Origin of the sequence: Pseudoalteromonas sp. APC 3691, assembly GCF_030408135.1 — a bacterium.
GTDB lineage: Bacteria > Pseudomonadota > Gammaproteobacteria > Enterobacterales > Alteromonadaceae > Pseudoalteromonas.
Window position 1 is genome coordinate 1 of sequence record NZ_JASDCB010000028.1, and the last position, 12,904, is coordinate 12,904.

The window sequence follows — 12,904 nt, forward strand, 5'->3', positions numbered from 1 at the left end:
TTCTGCTTGCTGAGAAGCTATTTATCGACTTGCAGAAAACAATATGTATCTGCAAGCCTAGCCCTTGAGTTATTATTCAAAAATCAGCTGCCTGATGTATTCATTTCAGATGAGGCTGAATAGTTACAATAATTTTAGCTTTTACAGCCATTGGTTTATTGGTGCTAACAAGTAGTGTGTTTTTTTATTGGTCATTAAACAAAATTAGCGTTAACAATACCCGAACCGAAAAATTAGCAGTTCCGGTACAACAGTTCAGTAAAGATTTAAGGCTATCATTACTGTCTATTACCAAATTTAATGCCTTAGCTTACAGCCAAGCAAACCTTGATTTACTTCAACAAAATAAAAAACAGGCGCAAGCTGAGCAACAACAATTTAGCGATATGCTCAATTCGTTAAGCACTCAACTAAATCAACAAATAACAATGCAAAATTTACTCGCCAGTACCAACGAAGGCTTTGAGCAACTGACTAAAGTAAGTGTCGCAATGTTTAGTGCTAAAGAGAGTAAGTTTGTAGCGCAAAATTCCACCATAGAATTATCAGCAACGTTTAACGAGCAACTTTACAATTTAAGTTCTAACTTACTTGATATAGAACTTTTAGAAGTGCCTGCAAAACAGCAGGCGCTACTTAATGCTATGTTTGGAACAGCGACCCGTATAGATGATTTATTGTTTAACTTAAGCAATAATATAAAAAGCATTACTCAAACTACAAGTATCAATGATTTAAATAGCCATCAGCAAGATACCCTATTTCTACTAGATAACATCCAACCTAATTTCACCTATTTAGAGCAACAAGCGCTACCCTTTAATAATGCGTTTAATGCTAAAAATTTAACGACTAAGTTTAATCAATTAAGAGAGTTACTTAACAACGATACAGGAATTTATGCCCAACAAAATAAAGTACTCAAAAGTACTATTGCTGCGGCTCAAAATTTTGAACACTTTCAACAGCAATTTATAACAACAGAAGATCAGCTTATTGAACTTAATAAATTGGCTGATGAGCGCTTTAATGCCTTACAAACTAATGCAAAGGCCGCCATAAATACAGGGATTAGTTCTGTAGTAATTATTACGATTGTTTTAATTATATTGATTATCGCTATCTCTATTTTTACAACTCGCGCAATGCTAAAACCGCTTAAAAAAGTAAACCGCGATTTAGCCCGAATCGCCTCAGGTGATTTATCAAAGCGAAGCCACCCACGTAGTAAGGATGAATTTGGTACTTTGCTAAATAACATAAATAAACTCAGTGAAGACCTTACTAACCTAATTGGTGCAATTAGTAGCGACGCCCACGAACTAGACAGCAGCGCTATTAAAACCAGTGAAAAAGGTCAGCAAATGACGGTTGTTGCACAACAGCAGTTAGAGCGAAGCGCGCAGGCAACATCGCTTGCACACAATATGCTAATCAACTCACAAGCGGTTTATGAACAAGCAGATAAAACATCAAGTGAAATAACAAACGCATCGCAATTTGCAAATGATGTAAACGAGATTGCTAATCAAAATAGTCTAAGTATAGAAACTTTATTGCAGCGTCTTGATAAAGCAGTAGGCAGCACAGAAGAACTCGCACAGTACACTCAGCTTATTGAAGCCATTGTTGAAACAATTAGTAGCATTGCCGAGCAGACTAACTTACTTGCACTTAATGCTGCAATTGAAGCAGCGCGAGCGGGTGAAAACGGACGCGGGTTTGCTGTAGTTGCTGATGAGGTTCGATCATTAGCTGCACGTACACAAACCTCGACTAGCGAAATAAACACCATGATCCAAACATTGCAACAACACACTAAAACAACTCAAGAACACATTACTGATGGCCAACACCAAGCCAAGCAATGTGTTAAAAACAGCACTGAACTAAATAAAGCCGTAGAGCGTATTAAAAGCACATTGTTGTCTGTTAATCAGATGAGTGAGCAAATTGCTCATGCATCACATGAGCAATTGACTAACAGTGGCGACATTCAACAAATAATGGCAAAGGTGACAGAGCAAGCAACCTTGAATGCCCAAAACGCGACAACCCTAGCAAGCGAAAGTGAAGACGTAAACCAACTTGCACACTCTTTAACGAGTGCCGTAGAGCGCTTTAAGTTTTAAGTGCAAGTAATGACTTGCCTTGCATGAAATGGGTATAATACTTTAACTCTTTTGCTTAATAGCGGCCCACAATGAAATATAAAGATCTACGTGATTTTATCGATTTGCTTGAAAAAAAAGGCGAACTTAAACGTATCACCCAAGAAATCGACCCGTATCTTGAAATGACCGAAATATCTGATCGCACATTGCGTGCAAAAGGCCCTGCGTTATTATTTGAAAACCCAAAAGGCTACGATATGCCGGTGCTTACCAACTTATTTGGTACACCAAAACGCGTAGCAATGGGCATGGGCCAAACAGATGTTAGCGAGCTTCGCGAAGTGGGCAAGCTACTCGCTTTTTTAAAAGAACCTGATCCACCAAAGGGTATTAAAGAAGCTCTAGGCGCTATACCTATTTTTAAGCAAGTGCTTAATATGCCTGCAAAAGAAGTTAAAAAAGCGCCTTGCCAACAAGTAGTTTTAGAAGGTGATGATGTAGATTTAACTAAATTACCTATTCAACATTGCTGGCCAGGTGATGCAGCACCATTAATTACTTGGGGCCTTACAGTTACCAAAGGGCCTTATAAAAAGCGCCAAAATTTAGGTATTTATCGCCAGCAATTATTAGGCAAAAATAAAATAATTATGCGCTGGTTGTCACATCGTGGTGGCGCGCTTGATTTTCAAGAATGGTGTAAAGAAAACCCAGGGCAACCCTACCCTGTATCGGTAGCATTAGGTGCCGATCCTGCCACTATATTAGGTGCTGTAACGCCTGTACCTGACACTCTAAGCGAATATGCATTCGCTGGCTTATTACGTGGCAGCAGAACCGAAGTTGTAAAATCTATTTCAAATGACCTACAAGTCCCTGCCAGTGCAGAAATAGTACTTGAAGGTTACATAATGCCTGGTGAAATGGCGCCAGAAGGCCCTTATGGTGACCATACCGGTTACTATAATGAAGTAGATGACTTTCCAGTAATGACGGTCACTCATTTAACGCATCGTAAAGATCCTATTTATCACAGCACATTTACCGGCCGTCCGCCTGATGAGCCTGCTATTTTAGGTGTGGCACTTAATGAAGTGTTTGTACCGATACTACAAAAGCAATTCCCTGAAATTGTCGACTTTTACCTTCCGCCTGAAGGGTGCTCATATCGTATGGCGATTGTAACAATGAAAAAACAATATCCAGGCCATGCTAAGCGCGTGATGATGGGAGTTTGGTCGTTCTTACGTCAGTTTATGTACACCAAATTTGTAATCGTCTGCGATGACGATGTTAACGCCCGCGATTGGGAAGATGTTATTTGGGCTATAACAACCCGAATGGATCCAGCGCGTGATACAACATTAATAGAGAACACACCTATTGATTATCTCGATTTTGCATCGCCAGTCTCAGGTCTTGGTTCAAAAATGGGAATGGATGCTACCAATAAATGGCCTGGCGAAACCACCCGCGAATGGGGCGAGCCTATTGTTATGGATAAAGACACCAAAGACCGTGTAGATGATATTTGGGAAAGCCTTAATATTGTTTAAGTGTTTATATGTAAGTACATATCAGGCTATAAAATAACCCTGCAGATATGCTAGAATCGAGCTATTCGATTGCGTATCTGCTGTTACAAGCGCTGCTAAAAGGTAAAAAATGCAAACATTAAAAGCTGAAGTTGTAGCTATCAGCCCACTTACAGAATTTGTTCATAAAGTAATTTTAAAGCCACAACAACCGGTGACCTTTGAAGCTGGCCAATACATGCAACTCGTATTAGGCGAAAAAGACAAACGTGCTTTTTCTATAGCTAGTCGCCCTTCACAGTGCGATGCAATAGAACTGCATATTGGCGCCTCAGGTGCCGATTCGTATGCAATGCAATCGTTAGAGCATTTACGAAACGCCCATACCACAGGGCAGTTAGTAGACATTGAAGCTGGCTTGGGTATTTCACAGTTGCGCCTGCAATGTGAGCGCCCTATTATTTTACTCGCCGGTGGTACTGGTTTTTCATACGCAAAATCAATGGCTGATCATTTAGCTGAAATAAAATGCGACCGTCCTGTGTTGTTTTACTGGGGCGTAAAAGAAGAATCTGCTTTATACGCACACACAGAAATGCAAGCATGGGCAGATAGCCATGAGAACTTTAAGTTTATTCCTGTAGTAGAAAATCCATCTGCTAATTGGCAAGGACACACTGGCTATGTACACAAAGCAGTAATGCAAGATATTGTGTCACTAGAACCATACGATATTTATATGGCAGGTCGTTTTGACATGATAGGTATTGTCCGTGATGACTTTATTATTCATGGTGCAATTCGTGAAAACATGTACGCAGATGCATTCGCATTTATCAAATAATTGAAATTTACTTTCAGTTATGAATAAAGGCACCTAATCGGTGCCTTTATTTTTATAGCAACAAATATTTAATAGTTAAAACCTATCAACTCCATCAATATAAACAATTTCCTAAATCCCTATCTATAAACCATACTTTGTATAGAACATCAGCGGGAGAGACCCAAATGCTAAATACAAAAGTAAAAGATTTTATGCAACGCAAGTTGCCAAATATCACACCAGATACAGAAATGACGACAGCCATAGCAGAACTACAAAAATTTAAACTACTTGGCGCACCAGTATTTGATAAAGATAAATGCTTAGTTGGATTTATATCAGAGCAAGAGCTGTTAAAACCACTTACGCAAAGCAGTTATTTTTGTGATGGGATGGTTAAAGTATCGCAGCTTATGCAAACAGAGGTAGTGACCGTCAGCGGCGATACCAACATTATTGAGCTTGCACAGCAGATGCAGCCTGGTAAACCAAAAAACTACCCTGTTGTAGAGGGCATTAAAGTAATCGGTATGATCAGCCGAGCAGATGTACTTAAAGCACTTTACGATAATTACATAAGCTGCCAAACACACTAAATTGCAGATACAAAAATGCCGCTTATATAAAGCGGCATTTTTAATGCTCTTACATTAACGTGCGCTAACGAGTGATAAAAGTTCTTTTTTATCGCCATCGCTTAAAAATGCTATTTCTAACGCATTTTTTTGGGCTTTTTCCATATCAGCTTGAGATAAGCCTGCTTTAGGTGCAGCAACGGTATATTCATACTCAATTTCAATACCTTCAACCGCAGGATCATCAGTATTAATACACGCTAAAATACCATGATCTAAAAACTGTTTAAGTGGGTGCTTAGTTAAATCGTTTACTGTACTGGTTTGAATATTACTTGTTAAGCATGACTCAATACCAATACGGTTATCGCGTAAATAATCCATTAGTTTTGGATCTTCAATTGCTTTAACGCCATGCCCTATTCTGCTCGCACCCAACTCATTAATTGCTTGACAAATACTTGGAGCGCCAAGTGCTTCTCCAGCATGGACAGTCGAAGCTAAATACGCATTTCGTACTTGTTTAAAGTGCTCTACAAACAACTCACCCGGGAAGCCAATTTCGTCACCGGCTAAATCAACAGCGACTAAATCATTTTTAAATGCGAGTAATGCATCAAGCTCTTTTTGACACGTTTTTACGCCATAAGTACGCGATAAAATACCAATCAAGTTAGCTTTTATATTTGCGCCCTTTGTTGCTGATTTAATACCATCAACAACGGCCTCTACAACGCCTTCTGGGTGTAAACCTTGGCTTTGTGCCATGTAGTAAGGGCTAAATCGAAGCTCCACATAATCAAGACCTTGTGCTTGTGCATCTTCAATGTTTTCAATTGCGATACGTCTACACGCATCGTAGTCGCCAAGCACAGTAACTCCCCAATCTAACTTTTGTAAAAAAGCCATGAGGTTTGGTTCAGGATCAATAACTTGAACATGAGGGATTAATGCTTCAACGTTATCTGCAGGTAGCTCTATATTAAACTGACGACCAAGTTCTAATATGGTTTGCGCACGTACATTACCATCTAAATGACGGTGAATATCTAGCAAAGGTAATTTTCTATTGATCATAATAGCAACCCAGTTTAGTTAAATTTGCGCGCATGATACGCAGATACAGTTATTTTTCAATTCTATATGATTTGCGGTAAGTTTTAGCGGTCATATGTCTGCTTTTTGTGCAAAAAAATGATATAGCCTATTTTCCTGATAAGTGATGCCAAAGAGTTTTAAAAAGCGTATCTGCATCAATAGGTTTGGTAATATAGCCATTCATTCCACAGGCTAGTGCCTTTTTAACGTCATCGTCATGGGCGTTCGCCGATAGCCCTATTATGGGTAAATCAATTAACTCTAAATCACGACGAATTACTTTTGTTGCTTTGAGTCCATCCATTTTTGGCATTTGAATATCCATAAGCACAATGTCGTAGCTATTTTCGGCTAGCTTTTCTATGGCTTCAAAACCATCGTTAGCAATGTCGGCAATACAGCCTTTCGTTTTTAAAATAGCATTAGCAACATGCTGATTAAGTGGATTATCTTCTACTAAAAGTAATTTATAGCCTGTAAATGATAATGTACTTACGTCTATTGCGTTGTATTGCTGCTGAATTTGCTCTGCCTTTGGTAAAGGCGATATTAGCGGCAAACTAAATGTAAATGTAGAGCCTTTACCTTCATAACTAACTAAATCAATTGCACCACCCATTAACTCAACCAGCTTTTTGCAAATACTTAATCCTAAGCCTGTACCACCATATTGGCGTGAGGTTGAGCTATCAGCTTGTGCAAACGGTTTAAACAATTGTTTCTGTGCTTCGCTACTAATACCAATACCCGTATCGTTAATACTAAAATAAGTCATTTTTTTCGATTGCCAAATTTTCAGAGTGATTTCACCTTCCCCTGTAAATTTAACCGCATTATTGAGCAGATTCAGCAGCACTTGTTTTAAGCGAATTGGATCGGTATTAATGACCAAATTTGATGTTTTATCAAAATCGAGACTTAACTTTATTGATTTAATGTCAGCCTCAAACTGAAGTAAATTAAGCATTTCATCCGCTAAACTCGCTACATTAATAGGCTCTTGTATTAAGTCTAGCTTGCCTGCTTCCATTTTTGAAAAGTCGAGCACATCGTTTAATACCCTCAGTAAAACACCAAGTGCCCCATCTGCTTGCTCTATGTAACTTCTAGCTTGTTGCCAATCGTTTTGCTGGAGCGCTAAATAATGCAGCCCTTTTATACCGTTAATAGGGGTGCGGACTTCGTGGCTCATGTTTGCTAAAAACTGCCCCTTTATATGACTCGCTTCATCTGCTTTTTGTTTTTCTTTGCGTAGTGTATATGTTTGCTTGGCCACTTGTTCGCGAATTTGTATGTTTGTACCAGTAACTGAAATCAAAAATGTAATCAGTAACCACACAAACAACATACCTACTATTTGTGCAAGCCAATATACTAACCAAGACGTTCTAACTATTGGCTCATATAACTCAACCTGCCACATACGTTTGCTAATCAACAATTGATATTCTTTAAACAGCGTTTGCGAGTTATCGGTATCGGCAATATAAATTGCCTGCTTTTTCCCTGGTATCGTTGTATCAAAAAAACTGACTGAAATTGAGTTGTTGTGATCAAATAATAGTGTTTGCGATAAGCGTTTCAGACTGACAATCGCTGCCACAAAACCTTGAAAATCATCTTCGGTAGACGACTCTCCAAAAACAGGATATAAAAAGAGTACACCGTCTTCAGCTGTATTTTGGACCAAGTTAATTGGCTCACTTAGTGCAAGTTCATTAAGCTCTTTCGCTTTGCTAAGCGCTGCACCTCTTACTTTACTAGAAGCTAAATCAAACCCTAAAACATCTTCATTACCTTTTAAGGGATATACGTACTTTACAGGAAAGTAATTACTACGCGTACCTGCTGGTTGCCAAGCTCCATCTAGTGACTTTTCTTTTATATATAGAGGTTTGCCTGTGGCTGTATTATCACGAGCTTCAAAATCTGCGAGTTTATTTGCTGGTATATAAGGTATCCATTCAAACGCTAGAATTTCTTGGCTGTAGCCCAACTGCTTTGAAGTAAATTGTTTGAAGTCTTTAAAATTCACGTCATCACTACTAGCAAAATATGCAGCTAGTAATCCTAAGTGAGCAGTAATACCGTCGAGCTTTTGGCTTATAGCGTTTTGTACAGCAAGTACTTTGGCTTCTTGCTTTTGAATATCTTTTTCTTTTTTAACACTGGCAGCACCATAAAAACTAACGCTGATTAGTATATAAATTAATAGTGAAGGTAAAATCACCAGCATACGATGGCGTACTTGCGTGTAGTTAAAAGCAGCCAATACTAATGGTGTAAATATAAGTACACCAATACTGTCACCAATCCACCATGCGATAAAATTATCAAAAATAGCATTGGTCGGAATCACATTATTTAATGCTAATAAGCTAGTTCCTACTCCTGCAGCAATAACGCAGCATATTGGCCCTGCGACTATTAAGCTTTGAACACTGTGTTTTAAAGAAGATAAATCTAGTGGAGCTTTTATAACATTTACTATAATTTGACGGCCAACCCAAGCCTGTAAAGCCGAGGCTAAAGTAACGCAAGTAGCTTGTAAAAAAACATTAAAGTGAAGAATATCGACTGCGTTATCAAGGTGAATTAAGTTAGTACAAAAAGCACCAATAATAAGGCCAACAAATGACTTACGTCCCCAAATTAAAAAGCTCGCTAAAGCAATTCCTGAGGGCGGCCAAGAGGCGACCGCATAGCCATCTACAGCAAGAAGTGAGTTACTAAAATACCCAGTAAAAAAATAAGCACAAGCCAAGCTAAGGGTTAATATTAAAAACTTTCTCAAAGCTTGTGCTCCTGAACTACAAAAAATGCTAAGTAGTTATAGTGTAGTCATTTATTGATATAAAACGAGCGCCTTTTCTGCCTGTGCACTATTTTTATAACTCAACACAGCTTGTTCAGAGAACTGTTTTTTATTTTCACTATTCAGTGCTTTATCAAAAATTCTAGCTGCTAAGTCATAATCACCCTTAGCATTAGCAAGGCAAGCTAGCGCAAGTAATAGTGAATTATTTGAATCATCCTTCTTAAGGCGTTCTTGAATGCTTATTTGCAACTTAGCTGCATCGGCTGCTGTTGCTTTACTTAATATATTTGCAAGCTCTAAGTGTTGCTCACTATGCTTAACCATCTTAATTAAGTCACTTTCAATAACAGCCAATTGACCTGCTTGCGCCATTTGCATTAAATATGCGGTGTGGGCATGAGCTTGCAGCTTTTTCGGTAGCTGTTTATATTTTTCACTCAGCTTGTCTGCATCTAACGCATTAAAATAAGCACTAAATAACTGCGTCCACTGTGCATCAGTAAGTGCTTTTTTGCGCAGTAAACGCGGCAAAAAGTCTTCCAGCGCACTAAAGTGTTGTTGCTGTACTAATACTTCTGCATAAAGTTTTAACTCAAGTGCGGTGGCTTTTTTAGCTTCTGCGCTAATACGCATTTGTGATTCAATCGCGCTACTATCGCCACTTGCCAACCATAGCTTTGCTACTTTTAATTGATGCTCTGGGCTTATTTCAAATAAACGCTCAAGTGCTTTATCTGTTTGATTATTAGCAAGCGCTGCTTTTGCAAGTAATGCTAAGCGAATATCTTCAAACTTATCTGGTACGCTATTACCCGATAAAGCCTGTTCTACGTGCTCGTAATCATCATTAATAGCACTCCACAGAGCCTGCTCAATAGCTACTTGTTTGCGCTCTTGGCTACGTGCAAAAAAGCCATGCTTAGTATTATGATAAATCGATAATAAATAACGAATTAACTTATATGTTAAATATAAAACAACAGCGGTAATGACTGCCATTATACAAAACGATACTATCGTGCCTTCTATCGTCGTATTGTTAAATGAAATAAGTACATAACCTTTTTCATCTAGAACAAATGGAGTAACCGCTAGTACAACAACAATAGCTACAATTAAAATAATTAGCCCTATCATTGCGCCCACTCCTTAACCTTTTGTGTACTGTTTAAGGTTACTTTTGGATTAAAGTTAAGCTGCTCTTTTTCAAGTTTAGACAACGCTTTAAGTACCGTTTTAGTTGTATCATCGTCTTGCTTAAAGTACTCACCAACTAAACGTTTTGCTTCACTTAAGGCGCTAAAGAAAATACTCGCCTGCTTACTCATAAGTGCATCTTGTGCCTGAGTTATATTAAGCTTGATTCGTTGATTTATTAAATGGCGCTCTTGATCCGTAAGTAATGGCTCAATGGAAACACCCTCGTGCTGACGAATAGTAATAAAGCTATCCACAATTTTATTCCAGCTATTACTCAAGTTTTGCTGCCAATCACTCACGTCACCACTTAAAGCATTTTCATCTATTGCAGCTGCTTCTTCTGGTAAATTAACTGCATTAAAAACTAAGTCGTCAATACTGCTTAGTACACTGTTTAGCTGTAAATAAATAGCCTCTGTTGCAATAGGTTTAAGGCTATCAAGTGTTTGTATATCTTGCATAATCGCTTGGCGAACTTCAACTGTTCCTGGGTGCTCACTAAGTAATCCATCTAAGCGCTTTAAAACAGCACTAGTGCCTTGGTAGTCTTTTTCAGCCCATAGTTTAAACTCAGCCATACGCTGTAAGCTGGTTACTTCTTGCGGGTTTAACGATGAGCCTTGTTGCTGCGCCTTTTGCAAAGCCGCTTTTAGTTCTTGCTGATTTTGAACTGCACTTTCATTTAGGGCTGCGGCAACTTTTTCTTCACTATTAAACAGCGCTTGTTGCAAATTAGATTGCGCCGATTTAAGTGCTTGCAGCTCCTGGGTGAGTAACTTATTTTGCTCGCTTAACTCATTAACGGCTAGGTTTTGCGCCTTACCAGCATTTAATTTTTGATAAAACTCGTAACCCACGCCTGAGGCCACAATTAACGAAATAAGAAGCGCAAGTACTGCAACCTTACTTATTTTTTGTTTACTTTTGTCTGCCGTACTTTTTGTAGCTGTAGGGTCTTGCTTAGTTGATTTAGCAGAGGTCGTGTTAGCTATTGTTGGTGTGGCTTTTTCTGCCGTTACTGGCTTTGACTGTTCGCTCATGTTGCTACCTTGCTGATTTATGCAGGTAAACATAGCATTATCGCTAGCCCCTGCTGCAATGTGTATATTAGCCGAACTTACCTGTTGCAGCTTTAAATAAGCGGCTATACGCTCGCTAGCAACATAAAATCGGCACTGTTGTAACCATTGTAGTTGGTGTGCAGTAAGGCTTTTAAATATAGCATCAACTGCTGCATTACTTGTTGTGACTATACCGTGTACATTCTGGCTTTTCCAGTGGTCTGTCCAGTTGGAGGTGATACTCTCTGTAGGCTCACGTTTGTACACAACACAATTATTTAAAAAAGCACCGCGCTCTTTGAGCGTTTTAGCTAACTCAGGACGGCCACCTTGGCCCTTAACTAATACTATATTACAGCCATCCACCTCGGCGAGTGATTTAAGCGCAAGTAACCCTTCTGAATCATACTGCTTTGGTACTGCTGCGCGCACACCAAATTGCTCATATATAACATCGGCTGTTTGTTGTCCAACCGCATAAAATTGCGCTTTGGTATTTATACCTGGTTTTAATTGCGAAAGTGCACTGACTGCATCTTGCGATATAAATATTATTTTATCTGCATTTAATAGTGGACTAAGCTCAGTGCTGGAGGGTGTTAAATGCGTTATTTTTAATACCGGAAATAAAGACGCCTGATAACCCGCTTGCTCAAGTTGCTGTGCAAGGGCTGCGCCTTTTCCTTCGGGCCGAGTTATCAGAATATGTGTCATTTATGCGTCTCTATAAACTTCAGCTAGTATTTTGTCTGCACCTTGAGCTAGTAATTTTTTAGCAAGCTCAATACCTAGTTTTTCTGCGTCATTTACATGGCCTGTTACTTCGTCACGTAAAATTTCGCTGCCATCAACAGCACCAACTAAACCACGTAAATGCACTTGTTCGCCATCAACCAATGCATAAGCACCAATAGGAACTTGGCAACCACCTTCTAAATAGCGATTCATCGAACGCTCTGCGTTTACGCGAATACGTGTTTGTGTATGCTCAAGTGGTGCAAGTAATGCTTTGGTTACTTCATCATCAATACGACATTCAATACCTACAGCGCCTTGACCATTTGCTGGTAATGACACTTCTGGCTCAATGTAGTCAGCAATACGCGACTCCATTTCTAAACGAATAAGCCCTGCAGCCGCTAAAATAATAGCATCATATTGGCCGTCATCTAATTTACCTAAACGCGTATTTACATTGCCGCGTAAATCACGAATATCTAAATCAGGGCGAAGTGCCTTAATTTGGCACTGGCGGCGTAGGCTCGAAGTACCAACAATAGAGCCTTGTGGTAGGGCACTTAAATTTGCAAAATTGTTTGATACAAACGCATCGCGTGGATCCTCACGCTCACAAATAGTATGCAGTGCTAGCCCTTGAGGAAACTCTACTGGCACATCTTTCATAGAATGTACGGCAATATCAGCACGGCCATCTAGCATGGCTTGCTCTAGTTCTTTAACAAATAAGCCTTTACCGCCAATTTTGGCCAATGGCGTATCTAAAATTATATCCCCTTGTGTCGACATTGGGACTAATTCTACGCGCACATCTGCATGAAAACGCTCAAGCTCTGCTTTTACAAATTCGGCCTGCCAAAGTGCTAGAGCGCTTTTGCGCGTTGCGATGCGTACTAATTTTGTTTTTTCTGTCATAGGGGTATCCAATTAATTACTGCG

Annotated in this window: 9 protein-coding genes; 4 read left to right on the forward strand and 5 right to left on the reverse strand. The window is 39.2% G+C overall.

The window, feature by feature from the left end; translation table 11 throughout:
• Window positions 1–161 precede the first annotated feature (161 nt).
• The 4 genes from QL998_RS10615 (at window position 162) to QL998_RS10630 (ending at window position 5,071) form a co-directional block, all read left to right on the forward strand.
• Window positions 162–2,132 carry a methyl-accepting chemotaxis protein gene (locus QL998_RS10615; protein ID WP_290192653.1) on the forward strand — a complete coding sequence of 657 codons (1,971 nt, stop codon included), beginning with the start codon at window positions 162–164 and terminating at the stop codon, window positions 2,130–2,132.
• A gap of 71 nt (window positions 2,133–2,203) precedes the next feature.
• Window positions 2,204–3,670, forward strand: coding sequence for a 4-hydroxy-3-polyprenylbenzoate decarboxylase (ubiD, locus tag QL998_RS10620; protein ID WP_002960958.1), 1,467 nt, complete (start codon window positions 2,204–2,206; stop codon window positions 3,668–3,670).
• Window positions 3,671–3,779: 109 nt separating this feature from the next.
• The gene (fre, locus tag QL998_RS10625) at window positions 3,780–4,493 is read left to right on the forward strand and encodes an NAD(P)H-flavin reductase (RefSeq protein WP_024605927.1); all 714 of its coding nucleotides are present in this window, start codon (window positions 3,780–3,782) and stop codon (window positions 4,491–4,493) included.
• 167 nt (window positions 4,494–4,660) lie between these two features.
• On the forward strand, window positions 4,661–5,071 hold the full coding sequence (locus tag QL998_RS10630) for a CBS domain-containing protein (protein WP_024605928.1): 411 nt from the start codon (window positions 4,661–4,663) through the stop codon (window positions 5,069–5,071).
• Between the two features lie 54 nt (window positions 5,072–5,125).
• Here the strand turns inward: QL998_RS10630 and add are convergent, their stop codons facing one another.
• The 5 genes from add to hemC form a co-directional block, all read right to left on the reverse strand.
• Window positions 5,126–6,127, reverse strand: a complete 1,002-nt coding sequence (add, locus tag QL998_RS10635) for an adenosine deaminase (RefSeq protein ID WP_182195477.1) — start codon at window positions 6,125–6,127, stop codon at window positions 5,126–5,128.
• A gap of 127 nt (window positions 6,128–6,254) precedes the next feature.
• Window positions 6,255–8,942 (reverse strand): CHASE domain-containing protein, encoded by a 2,688-nt coding sequence (locus QL998_RS10640; RefSeq protein WP_024605930.1) that lies wholly within the window; start codon window positions 8,940–8,942, stop codon window positions 6,255–6,257.
• A 51-nt stretch (window positions 8,943–8,993) separates the two neighbouring features.
• Window positions 8,994–10,103, reverse strand: coding sequence for a heme biosynthesis HemY N-terminal domain-containing protein (locus QL998_RS10645; protein WP_024605931.1), 1,110 nt, complete (start codon window positions 10,101–10,103; stop codon window positions 8,994–8,996).
• Window positions 10,100–11,941, reverse strand: coding sequence for a uroporphyrinogen-III synthase (locus QL998_RS10650; RefSeq protein ID WP_290192654.1), 1,842 nt, complete (start codon window positions 11,939–11,941; stop codon window positions 10,100–10,102). Before QL998_RS10650 ends, QL998_RS10645 begins: the two co-directional genes overlap by 4 nt.
• Window positions 11,942–12,880, reverse strand: a complete 939-nt coding sequence (gene hemC / locus QL998_RS10655; protein WP_024605933.1) for a hydroxymethylbilane synthase — start codon at window positions 12,878–12,880, stop codon at window positions 11,942–11,944.
• Window positions 12,881–12,904: the final 24 nt, after the last annotated feature.

Bases quoted from the DNA above. Each gene is read 5' to 3' on its own strand.
- hemC (WP_024605933.1), bottom strand. From the start codon at position 12,880: ATGACAGAAAAAACAAAATTAGTACGCATCGCAACGCGCAAAAGCGCT.
- QL998_RS10650 (WP_290192654.1), bottom strand. From the start codon at position 11,941: ATGACACATATTCTGATAACTCGGCCCGAAGGAAAAGGCGCAGCCCTT.
- add (WP_182195477.1), bottom strand. From the start codon at position 6,127: ATGATCAATAGAAAATTACCTTTGCTAGATATTCACCGTCATTTAGAT.
- ubiD (WP_002960958.1), top strand. From the start codon at position 2,204: ATGAAATATAAAGATCTACGTGATTTTATCGATTTGCTTGAAAAAAAA.
- fre (WP_024605927.1), top strand. From the start codon at position 3,780: ATGCAAACATTAAAAGCTGAAGTTGTAGCTATCAGCCCACTTACAGAA.
- QL998_RS10645 (WP_024605931.1), bottom strand. From the start codon at position 10,103: ATGATAGGGCTAATTATTTTAATTGTAGCTATTGTTGTTGTACTAGCG.
- QL998_RS10630 (WP_024605928.1), top strand. From the start codon at position 4,661: ATGCTAAATACAAAAGTAAAAGATTTTATGCAACGCAAGTTGCCAAAT.